We start from the raw sequence: 17,061 nt of genomic DNA on the forward strand, positions 1-17,061 counted from the left end.
AATCGGCGACATTCCTGCTCTGCGGGTATCCCCGGTTTTATCCCCTGCGCTGTATTAGTGAGCTTTTAACTCATAGTGCCTAGCTTTCAACCCCGAAGGGCTAGATATACGTCTCCTGCGATCCATCCAATACAATTACGGCGACGGTTCGTAACCAATATCGAGGCGGTATGGCCGGAAGAGCGCAGTCTCGATTATTTTGCCGGCTGTCGCGGCGAGGTGGCTTGTTGTGGGACGGCCTTTGTGCTTTTCAGAGACCGGCGGATTCCCTGCCGGGAAAATGCGGCGCAGATATCTGTATGGAATCATTGCTGTGCCGAACACGGAGTGTCGTAGTGAAACGAGTGACTGCCCTTCTGCTTTGTACCGCGCTTGCGGGATGCCAGGCCGTGCCGGGCGAGGGCCCTCTGACAACCGATATCGTTTCGGATGCCGGCCAGTCCGGCTCGGAGATCGGCAGAAGGAACGCGACGGTATTTGATATTGTAGATGTCGATGGCCAGTCGGCGCGGCTCGTTTCCGAATATGTTTCCACAACCCTCAGCCGCCGCTTCGGCATCGGCGGCGGCGTCGGTCAGGTGGTCATCGGCATTGGCGACCAGCTGAAGGTCACGATCTTCGAGGCGGGCAGCGACGGGCTGTTTTCCACAACTGAATCGAAGCAGACGAGCATCGATCTCGTCGTCCAGCCCGATGGCAAGGCGGCAATTCCTTATGTCGGATCGGTCCGTTTTGCCGGCCTGACGCTCGAGCAGGCGCGCCAGGCGATCCTCGATGCGTTGAAACAGAAGGCCGTCGAGCCGGACGTGATCGTGACGTCGACGTCGACGGCGTCGCGCATCGTCACGGTGTCCGGTGCCGTCGGCCGTCCTTCTGTCGTGCCTCTCAATCTCGTCAGCGAGACGATCAACGAGGTCATCGCGAAGGCGGGCGGCCCATCGGCGCAGCCCTACGAGACCTATGTGACGCTGGTGCGCGGCAAGAAGACCGGCACGGTCCTGCTGAAGTCGATCATCGAGAGCCCCTCGGAAAACATTCACGTAAAGCCGGGCGACCAGATATTCGTGACGCGCGATCCGCGCACCTTCACGGTGCTCGGCCAGGTGCGGGCAAATCAGCGCGTCGAGTTCGGCGCCAACGATCTCAACCTGCTCGAGGCCGTGGCGCTCGCCGGCGGCGGCTCGGATCGGACGGTGGATGCCAAAGGTTACTTCGTGTTCCGCTACGAGGAGCCGGATATCGTCATGAGCCTGCTCGGGCAGGAGCGTTTTCACAAGCTGCTGAGCAAGGGCATGAAGGCCGACCGCGTCGGGCGCTACCCGGTCGTCTACCGGTTCGACATGACGAAACCGGACAGCCTCATCGTCGGTCAGACCTTCCCGGTCAAGAATCGCGACGTCATCTACGCCTCGCGCCATCCCTCTGTCGACATCACGAAATTCCTCGATTTCGTCGCACGGCCGATCGGTATCGTGAATTCCGGCGTGAACGTCGCCGACAATCTCAACGATTTCAACAACTGACGTTGGAGTGGGCCGACACCAGGCGTGGGCGGTGTCGACGCGGTTGCCGGCGGAATGCTTTCGGCCGGCATGCATTAACGTCCTATAGTCAATCACCTTTATAAGGTTCGCAGGTTCGCCGGGATTCGCGTCGCGAGCGTCGAACATGCTTGCCGCCGCGCGCGTTCTATGGTTGATCTGGTTTAGAGCGGGATGAGGAAAAGTGTATGCGGTTTTCCGCCCGCATCCCGCTCTAACTTATTAGAATCGATCACGTTCATGACTTAGGTCGATCCGACCTGAATCATCGTGATCGGGATCGATTTGTTGATGGCCGATGCGGCTCGGCCGGATTTGCGAGAGGCAATGGCTGACGAAGCCCTGATCGTTATCGATATGCAGAACGACTTCTGCCCCGGCGGCGCTCTCGCGGTCGAGGGCGGCGATGAAATCGTACCCGCCGTCAATCGCCTCATCGACGCGTCGCCGCATGTCGTCCTGACGCAGGACTGGCACCCGGCCGGCCATTCCAGTTTCGCCTCGACGCATCCGGGCAAGGCTCCGTTTCAGACCGTGGCGATGCCTTACGGAGAGCAGACGCTCTGGCCCGAGCATTGCGTCCAGGGGAGCGCCGGTGCCGATTTTCATCCGTCCCTGCGATGGACCTCGGCGGAGCTCGTCATACGCAAGGGCTTCCGTCGCGAGATCGACAGTTATTCCGCCTTTTTCGAAAACGACCACCGGACCCCGACCGGGCTTGCCGGTTACCTGCGCGAGCGCGGCATAAGAAGCGTGACGCTTTGCGGCCTGGCTACCGATTTCTGCGTTGCCTTCTCGGCACTCGATGCGGTCGCCAAGGGTTTTTCGACGTCGGTGGTGCTCGGCGCCTGCCGTGGCATCGATCTGAACGGCTCGCTTGCGGCCATGACCCTGCGCATGCGCGATGCCGGCGTCCGGCTGATCTAGTCGCCCCCGGGACGGGGAAGCGCGGCGTCGGCCGCATCGCCGCTCGGACTTAGGATATCGACCACGATCGCCTCGCGTCAGAGCGGGTCATGACGGTCCAAGAGGAGCGTATTGCATGCCAAAGACCGATATCGCGCGACGGGTCTATAACCATACCTGGAAGCTCGATCCGATCGTCCGCAGTCTGCTCGATACGGATTTCTACAAGCTTTTGATGCTGCAGATGATCTGGCAGCTCTATCCGGACGTGGACGCGACCTTTTCGCTGATCAACCGCACGAAGACGGTGCGCCTTGCCGACGAGATCGACGAACAGGAACTGCGCGACCAGCTCGACCACGCGCGAGGCCTGCGCTTCACCAAGAAAGAAATGATATGGCTTGCGGGTAACAGCTTCTATGGCCGCACGCAGATCTTTTCGCCGGAATTTCTCGCCTGGCTCGCAAGATTCCGCCTTCCGGAATACGAGCTGTCGCGTCGTGACGGCCAATTCGAACTGACCTTTCGTGGCCGCTGGGCCGAGACGACGATGTGGGAAATCCCTGCACTCGCGATCATCAACGAGTTGCGCTCGCGCGCGGCGATGAAAGGGCTCGGCCCATTCACGCTGGACGTCCTCTATGCCCGCGCCAAGGCCAAGATGTGGTCGAAGGTCGAGCAGTTGCGGGAGCATCCGAACCTGCGCATTTCCGACTTCGGTACGCGCCGGCGGCACAGCTTCCTATGGCAGCGCTGGTGCGTCGAGGCGCTGAAGGAAGGCATCGGCTCGTCCTTCACAGGCTCGAGCAACGTGCTGCTGGCAATGGACAATGATCTGGAGGCGGTCGGCACCAATGCGCACGAGCTGCCGATGGTGGCTGCGGCGCTTGCCCGCAACGACCGCGAGCTTGCGGCCGCGCCCTACAAGGTTCTGCAGGACTGGAACCAGCTCTATGGCGGCAACCTCCTGATCGTGCTCCCGGACGCGTTCGGGACGGCCGCGTTCCTCAGGGATGCACCCGACTGGGTGGCGGACTGGACCGGCTTCCGGCCGGACAGTGCCCCGCCCATCGAGGGAGGCGAGAAGATCATCGCCTGGTGGAAGAAGATGGGCCGAGACCCGCGGGAGAAGCTTCTGATCTTCTCCGACGGCCTCGACGTCGACACGATCATCAGGACCTACTGCCATTTCGAAGGGCGCGTGCGCATGAGCTTCGGCTGGGGAACGAACCTGACGAATGATTTCGCCGGCTGCGCCCCGACCGAAATCAACGGCCTCAACCCGATCTCCATCGTATGCAAGGTCAGCGAGGCAAATGGCCGTCCGGCCGTCAAGCTCTCGGACAACCCGCGCAAGGCGACGGGGGATCCAGCCGAGGTCGAGCGCTATCTGAAATTTTTCGGCAGCGAGGATTTCGTGGAGCAATCCGTACGGGTGTGACGAGAGAAAAGAAACCGGCGGCTGCGGCTTCGAATCCCTCAATCATATGACTTATTGCGGTACCTCACTATTTCCTTGAATTTCCCCCCGATTGCCCCATGATGAGGTCGTTGAGGTACACCTTGGGAGGGGTTCGTGCGTCAGGCCTATTCTCCGGATGACGTGGACGTCATGCGCGGAGCGCTCGATATCTGGTGCGCTCTGCACAATGTCGGCAGGGATGGTGTGGAGGCCAACAGGGCCGCCAAGCGCATTCTCGACTTGATGGACACGAAGAAGTGCTCCTGCGACGAACTTCTGGCTCAGCTGGGAGATTTCGGCCCGGAACAGCGTCGCCGCGTTTCCTGACGCATATCCTCGCGCGATCTTTGTGCGCCTGACAAGGCGGCCTCTTTCATCGTGGTATCGATGAGGTGATTTCGTGCGACACGGCGGCATTCGCCGCCGGGCGGTAGCTGGACAGCGCAAAATGCAGGATGCCGCTGACTGTGATGGACAGGGCGAGAACCGCGACGGTGACGCCGAGACCCGATTTGATCATGTCCATCTTCTCCGACCTGTTGTTTTGCTTCCGCGTTCGAAAGAGCGCGGAATAGAGTTATTCCTGTGGCGCCGGCCGGGCTGTTCCCCGAGGAACGGAGAATATGGTTAACAATTTCCTGACCGTGGCGGGCATGCCACGGCACCTGAGACTTTCGACTTTTTTCTCGTCCCCGATTTTTTCCGATTGACCTTGCCATCGTTGTAAGCCCTAGAACTCGAAATCGGGCTGCAGCGGCGAAGTTCGCCCGTTGTAGTCGCGCCACACGTCGATGCGCCTTGCGTGTCGATGTGAGCTGAAGATTGACAATTTTGAGCCCGATGATAGGCATTGAGCATGGGCATGCTGCGAATCACGACGCAAAAGCTGTTGATTCTGTTCCGCTTGGTGATTTTCGTGTCACTGGCGGTATACGCATTGCCGAGTTCCTCCGCAGCCATGCACAGCGGCTGGTCCAAATCTGAAATCGCGCAGTCGAGCGACCATCACGATATGGCGAGCGGCGTGCATTCGCACGGCGATCAAGACTCCTCTGCCGAAGGCGACCAAAAGCCCGCGAAGCAGCAATGCTGCAAAGACTTCTGTGCCGGCATGGCGATTCTCGCGGCGACCGACGCTATTGGCGGACCCCGCGTATCCCCCGTCCGGGAATTCGTCGACGACGCCCGGACGACGGGCGAAATGCCGCTGCTGCACCGGCCCCCAAGCGCCTGAATAGGATGCACCCGTCCGATTGACGGGTCGAACGCGTGTTCGCGAGCAAGCCTTGCTCTCGAGCGCTGCCGCAATCTCCTATTCGGATAAATCCATGAAACATCTGTTTTTCGTGGCCGTCCTGCCGCTTCTTGCGAGCGGTTGCGCCGCCACTCTGCCTCCCGATGTGATCGCTTCGGGGGAGCTCCCGGCCAACGATGCCGACGTGCGCCCCGTTGCCTATACGAGTCCTGTCGCGGGCTATACGGACCGCAGGGCCGTCGATCCCAAACCATGGCGCGACCAGAATGATGCGCAGGCTCCGAAAGGAGGCGCATCATGATGAAAGCCAGGATGAAGCTGGCGGCGACGCTCGCACTGCCGCTGGTACTCGGCGGCTGCGTTACCGCTGGCGAGTACGCGGTTAAGAATGCCGGGTTTTCCCTGGTCGCGGCGACAACGGCCGAAGCCGCCGGCAAGCAGACCGTATGGGTGCAGAACCAGGAACAGGCCCGCTCCGTCTCCGAGCGGGTGAAGGCGCTGATGGCGAAGAAAGCCATCGACGTCGAGACGGCGGTCCAGGTCGCGCTGCTCAACAACAAGGGGCTGCAGGCGGCCTATGCCGATCTCGGCGAGTCGGCGGCCGACGCCTGGCAGGCGACAATGCTCGTCAACCCGACCGTCGGTGTCGGGCTTACGGGAATCGGCACGCCTGGACTTACGGCGTTCCGGACGGTCGAGGGCGCGATCGTCTCCAACATTCTCGCGCTCGTCACCCGCGACAGGAATATCGCGCTCGCCGACACCGAGTTCCGGAAGGCGCAGCTGGATGCCGCTTCGCGCACGTTGCAGCTTGCTTCCGAGACGCGGCGTGCCTGGATCAATGCCGTAGCGGCTTGGGAAACGGTGGGCCAGCTCAACCAGGCGCAGGCGGCGGCCGACGCGGCGTCCGAGCTTGCCGAAAAGCTCGGCGAGAGCGGGGCCATGACGAAGGGGTCGCAGGCCCGCGAGCATGTCTTCTACGCCGAACTGGCGGGAGAAGGGGCCAAGGCGCGGCTCGAGGCGCGTCTGGCCAAGGAGGAGCTGACGCGGCTGATGGGCCTCTGGGGTTCGGACGTCAAATTCCAGGTGCCGAACCGGCTGGCGTCCCTGCCGAAGGGCCTGATGAAGCGCGACCAGATCGAGGCGGAAGCCCTGCGGCGCCGTGTCGATCTCCAGATGGCGAAGCTCGACCTGGAGGCGACGGCCAGATCCTACAATCTGACCGAGGCCACCCGTTACGTCACCGACCTCAACCTCCTCGCCGGCTTCGAGACCGAGCGGGCAAAGGAGGACGGCGACATTTCGTCGGAGACGACCGGCCGGGTCGATCTCGAATTCGCCATTCCCATCTTCGACAGCGGCAAGGCGCGCATGCGCAAGGCCGAGCTCGCCTATATGCGGGCGGCGAACCTTCTCGCCGAGAAGGCCGTCAATGTCCGCTCGGAAGCACGCTCGGCCTATCAGGCCTACCGCGCCAACTACGACATCGCCCGGCACTACCGCAACAGCGTCGTGCCGCTGCGCACCAAGATCGAGGAGCAGTCCCTCCTCACCTATAACGGGATGATCACCAGCACCTTCGAACTGCTCGCCGACAGCCGCGAAAAGGTCAATTCGATCCTGCTCGCGATCAACGCCAAGCGCGACTTCTGGCTGGCCGAGGCGGATCTGGCTCCGGCGATTTACGGCGGGGGAGCCTCCGGCGAAACCGAGGTCGCGGCGGCCGCCGAAAGCGGCAACTGAGAAAGGAACCGAACATGTTCAACAGACGACAGTTACTCGGCGCGAGCGCCGCACTGGTATCCACCGCCGCCTGGGCGAAAACGTCGAATATGGGCCTGCCGGAAGCGGCAATCATGGAGACGGCGGAAACGCAAGCTCCCGTCCGTCCGGCCTCCGGCCCCGACTACAACCCGGTGGTGACCGTCAACGGCTGGACCGCGCCTCACCGGATGAACAGCGGTGTCAAGGAGTTCCATCTCGTCGCCGAGCCGGTCGAGCGCGAGATGGCCGAGGGCATGACCGCCTATCTCTGGGGCTATAACGGCCAGTCGCCGGGTCCGACGATCGAAGCGGTCGAGGGCGATCGGGTCCGCATCTTCGTCACCAACAAGCTGCCGGAGCCGACGACGATCCACTGGCACGGCATGATCCTGCCGTCCGGCATGGATGGGGTCGGCGGGCTGTCGCAGCCGCACATCCCGCCCGGAAAGACCTTCGTCTACGAGTTCGATCTCGTGAAATCCGGCACCTTCATGTACCACCCGCATTCCGACGAAATGGTGCAGATGGCGATGGGGATGATGGGCTTCTTCGTGATCCATCCCAAGGACCCGAAGTTCATGCCGGTCGACCGGGATTTCGTGTTCCTGCTCAACGCCTACGACATCGAGCCGGGCTCCTACGTGCCGCGCGTCATGGAAATGACCAACTTCAATATGTGGTGCTGGAACAGCCGCATATTCCCGGACATCAGCCCGCTCGTCGTTTCCAAGAACGACCGCGTGCGCGTACGGGTCGGCAACCTCACCATGACCAACCACCCGATCCACATGCACGGCTACGACTTCGAGGTCACATGCACCGACGGCGGCTGGGTCCGGCCGGAGGCGCGGTGGCCGGAGGTCAGCATCGACATTCCGGTCGGCGCCATGCGGGCCTACGAATTCGACGCCAAATACGCGGGTGATTGGGCGATCCATTGCCATAAGTCGCACCACACGATGAACGCCATGGGACACGACATCCCGACCTTCATCGGGGTCGACAAGAAGGAAGTCGCGCAAAAGATCCGGAAAGTCCGCCCGGAATACATGCCGATGGGCACGGCCGGCATGTCCGACATGGGCAAGATGGAAATGGAACTTCCCGAAAACACCATACCCATGATGACCGGCTGGGGACCGCACGGGCCGATCGAGATGGGCGGCATGTTCTCCGTCGTCAAGGTGCGCGAGGGCATCTCGGCGGACGATTACTCCGATCCCGGCTGGTACGAAAACCCGCCCGGAACGCAGGCCTGGGAGTGGACGGGCGAGCTTCCCGACTGGACCAGGGCCGACAACGCAAAGACCCAGATCACGCCGAAGCACTCCAAACACGGGTGATACCGCATGACCATCTTCAACCAACCAAAGGACAATACGATGAAAGCTGCAATCTTCGGACTTCTTGCCGCGGCGCTCGCGTCACCGGCGCTCGCTTCCGGCAGTCACGAGGGCGGTCATGACGAGGTCATGGCCGTCGGGGAACCCGGCAAGAAGGCCGACGTCACCCAGACGATCCGGGTGACCATGAAGGAGACGGATGACGGCCAGATGATCTTCGCGCCGTCGGACTTCCAGGTCCGCGAGGGCCAGACCGTCCGTTTCGCGATCAAGAACGCCGGCGAGCTCGAGCATGAATTCGTCCTCGACCAGCAGGACAAGGTCATGGAGCACAAGGCGGCGATGGAGAAATTCCCCGACATGGAGCACGAGGATCCGAATGCGATCCGTCTCACCCCCGGAAAGTCCGGCGAAATCGTCTGGAAATTCACCAATGCCGGCACGTTCAAGATCGCGTGCCTGGTGCCGGGTCACTACGACGCGGGCATGCACGGCGACGTGACCGTCGCACAGAAATAAATCCTCAGGAAAGGGTCTCACATGAAAACGATCGTACAGTCCACGCTGGCCTTCGCCCTCGCTCTCGGCACGGCCTATGGCGCTTTCGCCGCCGACTTCACCAAAGGCACCGTCAAGAAGGTCGATGCCAAGGCGAAGAAAGTCACACTGATGCACGAGGACCTGAAGGAGCTCGAAATGCCTGGAATGACGATGGTCTTCCGGGTCAAGGACGAAGCCCTGCTGTCGAAGCTGAAGGAAGGCGATCAGATCGAATTCGTCGCCGAACGCGTCGACGGCAAGCTGACCGTCACCGAGGTGAAGTAGTCCACCGGGGGGAGGCGGCGGGATTGCCGCCGCCTCCCCATCCGGCTTTGCCGGCTAACCGGTAAGCATCACCCCTGATCGGGTAGGACATGACGTCTACGCTTCACGCACGCTGGGACTTCGCAAAGGAAATCCGCTCGAGCGCACTGAGGTTCGTCGCCTTCGCGATCTTGATTGCAAACCTCCTGCTCGGTGGAAGCGAGGGAACCAGAGACACGCACTACGTCGTCGTCATCGCCTATTTCATCATCAGCATCGTTTCGGTCGCGACCGCACTGTTTCTCCCCGGCCGTTTCTGGCTCAAGACGCTGTTCGTCGTTCTGGACGGGCTGCTCGTCGCGGCGATCCTTTACGCCTATATCCTCGCTCCGGCCTCCGAGGACCATAACCTGACCACGACCAGCCTCGTGGTCGGTTTCGTCCTGCTCATCCACGCCGGCCCCAGCTCGATCGGCGCCTCGTTCTCACTTTTTCCGCGATCGTCCTCGTTTCCTGGGTGGTCATGCTGGCCATCTCGGCGGTGAGACACGGGGCCAGAGACGTCATGGCGCTGCTTTCTTCCTTCTTCAGTCAGGACTTCGGGCTGACGGTGAGCTTCGGCTTCACAGCCTTTGCCACCTACCTGCTTGCGAGGGATCACGACCGGACGCGCAACGAGGCGCTCGAAGCGGACCAGCGGCGTCGCAATCTCTCGCGGTTCTTCTCGCCGCTGATCGTGGCGGAACTGCAGAAAGGCGGCGATGCTTTCGGCCTCGGCCGGCGCAACGCGGCGATCATGTTCGTCGACCTGCGCGACTTCACGAGATTCGCCGAGACTGCCACCGCCGGCGATCTGGCCTCCGTTCTGGCGGAATACCGCCGGTTCGTCTCCCAGACGATCTTCGATCATGGGGGGACCGTCGACAAGTTCATCGGAGACGGTGTCATGGCCGTGTTCGGACAGCCGCGGCCCATGGAAAACGATGCCGACCGGGCACTCGCCTGTGCGCTGGATCTGGTCGATGCGCTCGACGACTGGAGGAACCACAACCTCTCGAACGGCTATCCCGCCCTCGATGCCGTCATCGGCCTGCACTACGGCACGGTCGTCGGAGGCGTTCTGGACAGCGGCGTCCACAGCGAGTTCACCGTGATAGGCGATGCGGTGAACGTGGCGCAGAGACTCGAAACCCTGGCCAAGTCGCTCGACGCTCCGCTTGTGATCTCGCTTGCGCTGATCGAGCGGCTGCAAGGCCCGATCCCGACAGCCGAGTGGATGTCCCTGAAATCAGCCGCCCTGGCGGGCCGGCGGCTCCCCGTCGACGTCTGGTACCTGCCGCGGCAAACGCAGGCGTAAGGCATCGGCCTTCATGGCTGGCAAATAACTGTTCTCTAGAGGAAAAATGGTGCTGCTAGAGAGATTTGAACTCTCGGCCTCTCCCTTACCAAGGGAGTGCTCTACCCCTGAGCTATAGCAGCATCCGGCGGCGCTTCGTGGCAAGCCGCATCAGGCGAGGGGCCTATTGCCATAGCTTGAGGGAGAGCGCAAGCCGCATTTCGAAGTTTTTGGGCGGGCCGCGCCGGGAAGATGGCGGGCTTACACGGTCCAGGGCGCTCAAGCTCTTCCATTGCAGCCTTTTGCGCCACGGACCGGCCCGGAAGCCGCTTCGCGGTTTTCCCCGATTTCGCTCTCACCTGGCCGGCTTGCCGCTTCCGAAGGCCCTGGTTTTGCGGTAATGGATGGCCATGCAGAGCGACGACCACAATAAGCATGCGCCGGGGCGGGGAAAAGGCGCAGGGCATTCGAGCGAGGCCGAGGCGAGGCGGCTGCGTCTGGCGAAGAACCTGCGCGACAATCTCCAGCGGCGCAAGCAGCAGATGCGCGCGCGCCGGGCGGGCGCTGCGGACGAGACATCCGGATTGCCTGCCGCAAAATCGGACGAATCGGAAGATTAGGTTCTGCAACCGGCGGCAGGCGGGGCCTTCCGGGTCCTCGCTTTCCCTGCACCCCCGCATTTCAAGGCACTTCTAATTTCACCGCATCTCCACTAAAGAGACGCCCTTCAACAATGCCGGATCGGCATCGATTTTCCAGAAAGGCGGGCAGCGCCCGTGCGAGAGGTCTCATGGATCGCATCAGGATTGTAGGCGGAAATGAACTCCACGGGGTGATCCCCATCTCCGGCGCGAAGAACGCCGCCTTGCCGCTGATGATCGCGTCGCTCTTGACCGACGACACGCTTACGCTCGAAAACGTCCCGCATCTGGCCGATGTCGAGCAATTGATCCGCATCCTCGGCAATCATGGTGCCGACATTTCCGTCAATGGCCGGCGCGAGCGCCAGGGCGAGAGCTATGCCCGCACGGTCCATTTCACCAGCCGCAACATCGTTTCGACGACGGCGCCTTATGAACTCGTCTCGAAGATGCGCGCGAGCTTCTGGGTTATCGGGCCGCTGCTCGCCCGCGAAGGCAAGGCGCGGGTGTCTCTGCCGGGCGGCTGCGCCATCGGAACGCGTCCGGTCGACCTCTTCATAGAGGGACTGGCAGCACTCGGCGCCAACATCGAGATCGATGGCGGCTACGTCAACGCCACGGCGCCGGCAGGCGGGCTCATCGGTGCGCGCTACGTGTTCCCGAAAGTTTCCGTCGGCGCGACGCATGTGCTGATGATGGCGGCAACGCTTGCCAACGGCACGACCGTGCTCGGCAATGCCGCACGCGAGCCCGAAGTCGTCGACCTCGCCAAATGCCTGAACGCCATGGGCGCGAAGATCAGCGGCCAGGGGACGAGCACTGTTACGATCGAGGGCGTGCGCTCGCTCTCGGGCGCCCGTCACCGCGTGCTGCCCGACCGTATCGAGACGGGAACCTATGCGATGGCGGTCGCCATGGCAGGCGGCGACGTCATTCTCGAAGACACCGAGGCGAGCCTCCTGGACACGGCGCTGGAGGCGATCCGCCGTGCCGGCGCGGAGATCAGCGAGACGAACAGCGGCGTCCGCATCGTTCGCAACGGCGCCGGCATCAAGCCGGTCGATATCGTCACCGATCCGTTCCCCGGCTTCCCCACCGACCTCCAGGCGCAGTTCATGGGGCTGATGACCCGGTCGAGCGGGGTTTCTCACATTACCGAGACGATCTTCGAAAACCGCTTCATGCATGTGCAGGAACTGGCGCGGCTCGGCGCCAAGATCTCGCTTTCCGGCCAGACGGCGAAAGTCGAGGGCGTGTCGCGGCTGAAGGGCGCACCGGTGATGGCGACGGATCTCAGGGCCTCCGTCTCGCTCGTCATCGCCGGCCTGGCGGCGGAGGGCGAGACAATGGTCTCGCGCGTCTACCATCTCGACCGCGGCTTCGAACGCCTCGAAGAGAAGCTCACGCGCTGCGGCGCCCATGTCGAGCGCGTCAGCGACTGACCCGGCCTGGCGCGTCCAATCAGGTGCGCGGAGCCGCTGTAGCCCTTTCGGTCACTTCCCGCGCCCGAGCCGTTGCGGTTTCGGGCGCAACGTCCTATGTCCTTGACGATCGCCCGCTAAAATGCGGGGCATGAAAACGGACGGGATGAATCGCATGGATGCTTTGAAACTGCTGGCACTCGACGAGGAAGACCTTGGTGTCGTCTCCGCCCATGTGCAGGACGCAGTCTTCAAGGTGGCGGGCACCGCCTACGACGCCCGGCGCCGGCAGTTCACCCTGGTGGTCAACCGCTTCGTCTGGGAGAAGGCGGAGGGCAAGCGCCGCAGCTTCGAGCGGCGCCGTGCCGTCCTTCTGTTCAAATGCGTCAGTGCCGTGCGGTCGCTCGGCTTCGATCGCACCGACATGGAAGCGGTGCTCGATCTTCTCGCCCTGCGTTTCGACGTCAAGGGGGAGGGGCCGGACGGCACGATCGAGCTCGTGCTCGCGGGCGAGGCATCGATCGCGCTCGATGTGGAGTGCATCGAGGTGCAGCTTGCCGATACCGGCGGCGCCTGGGAGACGGCATTCAAGCCGCGCCACCCCGAGGGCGCCTGAGCACTCGGATTGAGACCTCCCGCTTGAGCGTCCCCGCCGGCCACCACCAAAAGGATCATCGCATTGGCAATCAGGCTGAACTATCTCGATACGAGCTTTGAGCGCGATTTCGCCGCGTTCCTGACGACCAAACGGGAAGTTTCCGAAGACGTCAACGCCGTCGTGCGCGCCATCATCGACGATGTCCGCGCCCGCGGAGATGCGGCGCTCGCCGACTATTCCGCGCGTTTCGACGGGATCGACTTTACTGTAACCGGCATGGCGGTGACGTCGGCGGAAATAGACGCGGCGATCCACGCGGTCGCTCCGGAAGTACTCGGCGCATTGAAGGTCGCGGCGACCCGCATCGAGGCGCATCACCGGCGGCAATTGCCGAAGGACGACATTTACGAAGACCAGATGGGCGTCGGCCTGGGCTCGCGCTGGACGCCGATCGACGCAGTCGGTCTCTATGTGCCGGGCGGCACGGCGAGCTATCCGAGCTCGGTTCTGATGAACGCCCTGCCGGCCAAGGTCGCAGGCGTGCCGCGCATCGTCATGGTCGTGCCGGCCAGCGGCGGGGCTATCAATCCGGCGGTGCTCGCGGCTGCCCGCCTTGCCGGCGTCGAGGAGATCTACCGCATCGGCGGCGCGCAGGCCGTGGCGGCGCTCGCTTACGGCACCGAGACGATCGAGCCGGTGGCGAAGATCGTCGGCCCCGGAAATGCCTATGTCGCGGCCGCCAAGCGGCAGGTTTTCGGCACCGTCGGCATCGACATGATCGCGGGGCCGTCGGAAGTGCTGGTGATCGCGGACCGCGACAACGATCCGGATTGGATCGCCGCGGACCTGCTCGCCCAGGCCGAGCACGACGCCGGCGCGCAGGCAATCCTGATCACCGACGATGCCGCCTTCGGCGACGCGGTCGAAAAGGCGGTGGAGCGTCAGCTGAAGACGCTGCCGCGCGCCGAGACGGCGGCAGCGAGCTGGCGCGATTTCGGCGCCGTGATCCTGGTTCCGGATTTCGACAAGGCCGTGCCGCTCGCCAACCGCATCGCCCCGGAACATCTCGAACTGGCGACCGCCGATCCGGACGCGATGGTCCCCGCGATCCGCAATGCCGGTGCGATCTTCATCGGCAGGCACACACCCGAAGTCATCGGCGATTATGTGGGCGGTTCCAACCACGTGCTGCCGACGGCGCGTTCGGCGCGGTTCTCCTCCGGCCTCGGCGTGCTCGACTATGTGAAGCGAACTTCGATCCTGCGGCTCGGCCCGGATCAGTTGCGCATTCTCGGGCCCGCCGCGATCGCGCTGGCGAGATCGGAAGGCCTCGAGGCCCATGCCCGGTCGGTCGCCATCCGCCTCAATCTCGGGGAAGAGGGATGAAGGCCGATCGCAACCTGCGGCTCTGCGATGTCGTGCTGGACGAGACGATCGGCCGCTCGACGCCGGACGTGGAGCACGAGCGCGCGGTTGCGATCTTCGACCTGCTCGAAGAAAACCTGTTCGAGCCCGTCGGGCATCCCGGGGGCCCCTATCGGCTCAATCTGTCGCTGGTCGACACGAAGCTGGTCTTCCGGATTTCGACCGACGGCGGTACCGAGGTCGCCACCCACATCCTCTCGCTCACGCCCTTTCGCCGTATCGTGAAGGACTACTTCATGATCTGCGAAAGCTATTACCAGGCGATCCGGTCGGCTACGCCGAGCCAGATCGAGGCGATCGACATGGGGCGGCGCGGCATCCACAACGAGGGTTCGCAGACCCTGATGGACCGGCTGTCGGGCAAGATCAGGCTGGATTTCGATACGGCACGCCGGCTCTTCACGCTTGTCTGCGTGCTCTACTGGCGCGGCTGACGGGGAGGCGGAGATGATCGCGACCGCGACGCCGCAATCGAAAGCGCCCCGCTCGGTTCTCTTCATGTGCGGCATGAACGCCATCCGTTCGCCGATGGCCGAGGCGCTCGCCCGCGTGGCGCTTCCGAAAGGGACCTATGTCGCCTCCGCCGGCGTCCGGCAGGGCGAGCGGGATCCCTTCGTGGACGTGGTTCTCGAAGAGGTCGGGCTGACGATCGGCCGGCATCAGCCGCGCACGCTCGAAGAGCTCGAGGACGATTACTTCGACCTCATCGTGACGCTGGCGCCCGAAGCCCACCACATGGCGCTTGAATTGACCCGGTCCATGGCCGTGGATGTGGTATACTGGCCGACACCCGACCCGACCGTTGCGACCGGCACACGGGAGCAGATCGTGGCCGCCTACCGGGCGGTGCGCGATCATCTGGCGACGCTGATCGCAAGCCGTCTCGCCGTGGAAAGCCAGCAGAAAGGCAGTCCTCCGGCGGCATGATTCCGATCCTCGCGCCGTGATTCGATGCGCGATGATCGGGTACCCGAAAAAGCCTGATCAAAGCGGTTCACAAAGCCGCGGCGATTGTGTAGTTTCCGGCAACTTTTCGAGGATGCCTGTTGCATCCGCTATTGAACACGAGAAAGAACAGTCCTGCATGGCGAAAGAAGAAGTCCTAGAATTTCCAGGCGTGGTCACCGAATTGCTTCCCAACGCGACCTTTCGCGTGAAGCTTGAAAACGAGCACGAGATCATCGCCCACACGGCGGGCCGCATGCGCAAGAACCGTATCCGCGTTCTGGCCGGCGACAAGGTGCTCGTCGAGATGACGCCCTATGATCTGACGAAGGGCCGTATCACCTACCGCTTCAAGTAGGCCCCGGCCAAATGCACGTCGCCCAAAAGTGCTGAGCAGTTTTGGGCAGCGACATGCATGACCTTGGCACAAACTTCCGGGAATAACGGCTCGCAGCGATGGCAGTGACCAAGAAACTTATACTGGCGTCCGGATCGCCGCGTCGCGTCGAGCTCCTGGCGCAGGCGGGAATCGAGCCCGCGCGCCTCATGCCGATGGACCTGGACGAAACGCCGAAGCGTTCGGAGCACCCTCGCTCGCTTGCGCGGCGGCTCTCGGCCGAAAAGGCGAAGGCCGCGCTTTCTGCGATTACCGGCGACCCCGCCTGGGACGGCAGCTACATTCTCGCAGCCGATACCGTCGTTTGCGTCGGCCGCCGTATCCTGCCGAAGCCGGAGCTGGTGAGCGAGGCGTCGAGCGCATTGCATCTTCTGTCGGGCCGCAGTCACCGCGTCTATACGGGCATCTGCCTCGTCACGCCCGACCGCACGCTTCGCCAGAAGGTGATCGACACCAAGGTGCGCTTCAAGCGCCTTTCCACGCTCGATATCGAGAGCTATCTCGCTTCCGGCCAGTGGCGCGGCAAGGCCGGGGGCTATGGTATCCAGGGAATTGCCGGAGGGTTCGTCGTGAAGCTGGTCGGCTCCTACACCAATGTGGTAGGCTTGCCGCTCTATGAGACCGTCAATCTCCTCGTCGGCGAAGGGTACGACGTGCACGATCGTTGGCTGGAAGGCTGAGAAGATGCGCGGCGGAGGCAAGAAAAACGGATCGAACGTAGAACCCCTGCGCGCAACGCGTCCCTGTGCGGAGTGCGGACGCCCGTCCGTGCGCGAGCATTATCCCTTCTGCTCCAAGCGATGCCGTAACGTCGATCTCAATCGCTGGCTGTCCGGTTCCTATGCGATCCCGGTCGCCGACGACGAGTCGAAGGCCGACGACAGCGACGAACGGTAATTCTTCTCTCCACCGAAACGTTCGTTATTGTCGAGCGGCCCCGGGGAATTCGCGGGCGCCGGCGATCTCTCTGAATTTCTTCGACTTTCACCACTTTTCCGCGGGCAGCTAAATTCCTTCGAAAAAGAGTCATTTGGTGCTGGACACGGCCGAACAAGATGTTATAACCCCGCTCGCTTCCGGGGCGAACGACACGCCCCAGCGGTTTCCCAAAGGAAACTGCCGCCGTGAAGGCAGATGCCCGGATAGCTCAGTTGGTAGAGCAGCGGATTGAAAATCCGCGTGTCGGTGGTTCAAATCCGCCTCCGGGCACCATTAAACTCTCA

At 62.8% G+C, this 17,061-nt stretch carries 20 protein-coding genes, 2 tRNA genes and 1 pseudogene; 21 read left to right on the plus strand and 2 right to left on the minus strand.

Features of this window, described 5'->3' with window-relative positions; all coding sequences use genetic code 11:
• Window positions 1–335 precede the first annotated feature (335 nt).
• From PZL22_RS20890 to PZL22_RS20905, 4 genes are all read left to right on the plus strand, one after another.
• Window positions 336–1,523 (plus strand): polysaccharide biosynthesis/export family protein, encoded by a 1,188-nt coding sequence (locus PZL22_RS20890; RefSeq protein WP_013843956.1) that lies wholly within the window; start codon window positions 336–338, stop codon window positions 1,521–1,523.
• A gap of 345 nt (window positions 1,524–1,868) precedes the next feature.
• Entirely contained in the window at window positions 1,869–2,468 is a 600-nt protein-coding gene (gene pncA, locus PZL22_RS20895; RefSeq protein ID WP_004435882.1) for a bifunctional nicotinamidase/pyrazinamidase, read from the plus strand.
• A gap of 115 nt (window positions 2,469–2,583) precedes the next feature.
• The gene (gene pncB, locus PZL22_RS20900; RefSeq protein WP_004435883.1) at window positions 2,584–3,888 is read left to right on the plus strand and encodes a nicotinate phosphoribosyltransferase; all 1,305 of its coding nucleotides are present in this window, start codon (window positions 2,584–2,586) and stop codon (window positions 3,886–3,888) included.
• Window positions 3,889–4,023: 135 nt separating this feature from the next.
• Window positions 4,024–4,236: a hypothetical protein gene (locus PZL22_RS20905; RefSeq protein ID WP_004435886.1), complete on the plus strand. Its 213-nt coding sequence runs from the start codon at window positions 4,024–4,026 to the stop codon at window positions 4,234–4,236.
• A gap of 46 nt (window positions 4,237–4,282) precedes the next feature.
• Here PZL22_RS20905 and PZL22_RS20910 read toward each other — a convergent pair whose 3' ends face one another.
• The gene (locus PZL22_RS20910; RefSeq protein WP_015007151.1) at window positions 4,283–4,429 is read right to left on the minus strand and encodes a hypothetical protein; all 147 of its coding nucleotides are present in this window, start codon (window positions 4,427–4,429) and stop codon (window positions 4,283–4,285) included.
• A gap of 336 nt (window positions 4,430–4,765) precedes the next feature.
• Between PZL22_RS20910 and PZL22_RS20915 the strand changes: the two genes are divergently transcribed.
• The 7 genes and pseudogenes from PZL22_RS20915 (at window position 4,766) to PZL22_RS20945 (ending at window position 10,432) form a co-directional block, all read left to right on the plus strand.
• Window positions 4,766–5,143, plus strand: a complete 378-nt coding sequence (locus PZL22_RS20915) for a hypothetical protein (protein WP_010968679.1) — start codon at window positions 4,766–4,768, stop codon at window positions 5,141–5,143.
• A gap of 94 nt (window positions 5,144–5,237) precedes the next feature.
• Window positions 5,238–5,465, plus strand: coding sequence for a hypothetical protein (locus PZL22_RS20920; protein WP_013843958.1), 228 nt, complete (start codon window positions 5,238–5,240; stop codon window positions 5,463–5,465).
• Entirely contained in the window at window positions 5,462–6,907 is a 1,446-nt protein-coding gene (locus tag PZL22_RS20925; protein ID WP_004435896.1) for a TolC family protein, read from the plus strand. Before PZL22_RS20920 ends, PZL22_RS20925 begins: the two co-directional genes overlap by 4 nt.
• 14 nt (window positions 6,908–6,921) lie before the next feature.
• Entirely contained in the window at window positions 6,922–8,271 is a 1,350-nt protein-coding gene (locus PZL22_RS20930; protein WP_004435899.1) for a multicopper oxidase family protein, read from the plus strand.
• 39 nt (window positions 8,272–8,310) lie between these two features.
• Window positions 8,311–8,790 (plus strand): cupredoxin domain-containing protein, encoded by a 480-nt coding sequence (locus tag PZL22_RS20935; RefSeq protein WP_010968682.1) that lies wholly within the window; start codon window positions 8,311–8,313, stop codon window positions 8,788–8,790.
• A gap of 21 nt (window positions 8,791–8,811) precedes the next feature.
• Window positions 8,812–9,096, plus strand: coding sequence for a copper-binding protein (locus PZL22_RS20940; protein WP_004435905.1), 285 nt, complete (start codon window positions 8,812–8,814; stop codon window positions 9,094–9,096).
• Window positions 9,097–9,185: 89 nt separating this feature from the next.
• Window positions 9,186–10,432, plus strand: a pseudogene (locus tag PZL22_RS20945) (adenylate/guanylate cyclase domain-containing protein).
• 47 nt (window positions 10,433–10,479) lie between these two features.
• Here PZL22_RS20945 and PZL22_RS20950 read toward each other — a convergent pair.
• Window positions 10,480–10,554 (minus strand) — tRNA-Thr (locus PZL22_RS20950).
• A 261-nt stretch (window positions 10,555–10,815) separates the two neighbouring features.
• On the opposite strand from PZL22_RS20950, the gene PZL22_RS20955 reads away from it, so the two are divergent.
• The 10 genes from PZL22_RS20955 (at window position 10,816) to PZL22_RS21000 (ending at window position 17,050) form a co-directional block, all read left to right on the plus strand.
• Window positions 10,816–11,031, plus strand: coding sequence for a hypothetical protein (locus PZL22_RS20955; protein ID WP_004435907.1), 216 nt, complete (start codon window positions 10,816–10,818; stop codon window positions 11,029–11,031).
• 170 nt (window positions 11,032–11,201) lie between these two features.
• Complete coding sequence (gene murA, locus PZL22_RS20960; RefSeq protein WP_004435909.1) at window positions 11,202–12,494, plus strand: UDP-N-acetylglucosamine 1-carboxyvinyltransferase; 1,293 nt, start codon at window positions 11,202–11,204, stop codon at window positions 12,492–12,494.
• Window positions 12,495–12,648: 154 nt separating this feature from the next.
• Window positions 12,649–13,089 carry a DUF2948 family protein gene (locus tag PZL22_RS20965; RefSeq protein WP_015007156.1) on the plus strand — a complete coding sequence of 147 codons (441 nt, stop codon included), beginning with the start codon at window positions 12,649–12,651 and terminating at the stop codon, window positions 13,087–13,089.
• Window positions 13,090–13,152: 63 nt separating this feature from the next.
• A complete protein-coding gene (hisD, locus tag PZL22_RS20970; protein WP_004435913.1) occupies window positions 13,153–14,457 on the plus strand; it encodes a histidinol dehydrogenase in 1,305 nt (434 codons plus the stop codon).
• Complete coding sequence (locus tag PZL22_RS20975) at window positions 14,454–14,930, plus strand: UPF0262 family protein (protein WP_004435915.1); 477 nt, start codon at window positions 14,454–14,456, stop codon at window positions 14,928–14,930. Before hisD ends, PZL22_RS20975 begins: the two co-directional genes overlap by 4 nt.
• A gap of 13 nt (window positions 14,931–14,943) precedes the next feature.
• On the plus strand, window positions 14,944–15,423 hold the full coding sequence (locus PZL22_RS20980) for an arsenate-mycothiol transferase ArsC (RefSeq protein WP_004435917.1): 480 nt from the start codon (window positions 14,944–14,946) through the stop codon (window positions 15,421–15,423).
• A gap of 157 nt (window positions 15,424–15,580) precedes the next feature.
• The gene (infA, locus tag PZL22_RS20985; RefSeq protein ID WP_004435948.1) at window positions 15,581–15,799 is read left to right on the plus strand and encodes a translation initiation factor IF-1; all 219 of its coding nucleotides are present in this window, start codon (window positions 15,581–15,583) and stop codon (window positions 15,797–15,799) included.
• A gap of 98 nt (window positions 15,800–15,897) precedes the next feature.
• Window positions 15,898–16,518, plus strand: a complete 621-nt coding sequence (locus tag PZL22_RS20990) for a Maf-like protein (RefSeq protein ID WP_004435951.1) — start codon at window positions 15,898–15,900, stop codon at window positions 16,516–16,518.
• Between the two features lie 4 nt (window positions 16,519–16,522).
• Window positions 16,523–16,735, plus strand: coding sequence for a DNA gyrase inhibitor YacG (yacG, locus tag PZL22_RS20995; protein ID WP_004435953.1), 213 nt, complete (start codon window positions 16,523–16,525; stop codon window positions 16,733–16,735).
• Window positions 16,736–16,974: 239 nt separating this feature from the next.
• Window positions 16,975–17,050: transfer RNA gene (locus tag PZL22_RS21000), tRNA-Phe, on the plus strand.
• The last annotated feature ends 11 nt before the right edge of the window (window positions 17,051–17,061 follow it).

This window comes from Ensifer meliloti, assembly GCF_030064585.1.
GTDB classification, from domain to species: Bacteria; Pseudomonadota; Alphaproteobacteria; order Rhizobiales; family Rhizobiaceae; genus Sinorhizobium; species Sinorhizobium meliloti.

Bases quoted from the DNA above. Each gene is read 5' to 3' on its own strand.
- pncA (WP_004435882.1), top strand. From the start codon at position 1,869: ATGGCTGACGAAGCCCTGATCGTTATCGATATGCAGAACGACTTCTGC.
- pncB (WP_004435883.1), top strand. From the start codon at position 2,584: ATGCCAAAGACCGATATCGCGCGACGGGTCTATAACCATACCTGGAAG.
- PZL22_RS20910 (WP_015007151.1), bottom strand. From the start codon at position 4,429: ATGATCAAATCGGGTCTCGGCGTCACCGTCGCGGTTCTCGCCCTGTCC.
- PZL22_RS20915 (WP_010968679.1), top strand. From the start codon at position 4,766: ATGGGCATGCTGCGAATCACGACGCAAAAGCTGTTGATTCTGTTCCGC.
- PZL22_RS20920 (WP_013843958.1), top strand. From the start codon at position 5,238: ATGAAACATCTGTTTTTCGTGGCCGTCCTGCCGCTTCTTGCGAGCGGT.
- PZL22_RS20925 (WP_004435896.1), top strand. From the start codon at position 5,462: ATGATGAAAGCCAGGATGAAGCTGGCGGCGACGCTCGCACTGCCGCTG.
- PZL22_RS20930 (WP_004435899.1), top strand. From the start codon at position 6,922: ATGTTCAACAGACGACAGTTACTCGGCGCGAGCGCCGCACTGGTATCC.
- PZL22_RS20935 (WP_010968682.1), top strand. From the start codon at position 8,311: ATGAAAGCTGCAATCTTCGGACTTCTTGCCGCGGCGCTCGCGTCACCG.
- PZL22_RS20940 (WP_004435905.1), top strand. From the start codon at position 8,812: ATGAAAACGATCGTACAGTCCACGCTGGCCTTCGCCCTCGCTCTCGGC.
- PZL22_RS20955 (WP_004435907.1), top strand. From the start codon at position 10,816: ATGGCCATGCAGAGCGACGACCACAATAAGCATGCGCCGGGGCGGGGA.
- murA (WP_004435909.1), top strand. From the start codon at position 11,202: ATGGATCGCATCAGGATTGTAGGCGGAAATGAACTCCACGGGGTGATC.
- PZL22_RS20965 (WP_015007156.1), top strand. From the start codon at position 12,649: ATGGATGCTTTGAAACTGCTGGCACTCGACGAGGAAGACCTTGGTGTC.
- PZL22_RS20975 (WP_004435915.1), top strand. From the start codon at position 14,454: ATGAAGGCCGATCGCAACCTGCGGCTCTGCGATGTCGTGCTGGACGAG.
- PZL22_RS20980 (WP_004435917.1), top strand. From the start codon at position 14,944: ATGATCGCGACCGCGACGCCGCAATCGAAAGCGCCCCGCTCGGTTCTC.
- infA (WP_004435948.1), top strand. From the start codon at position 15,581: ATGGCGAAAGAAGAAGTCCTAGAATTTCCAGGCGTGGTCACCGAATTG.
- PZL22_RS20990 (WP_004435951.1), top strand. From the start codon at position 15,898: ATGGCAGTGACCAAGAAACTTATACTGGCGTCCGGATCGCCGCGTCGC.
- yacG (WP_004435953.1), top strand. From the start codon at position 16,523: ATGCGCGGCGGAGGCAAGAAAAACGGATCGAACGTAGAACCCCTGCGC.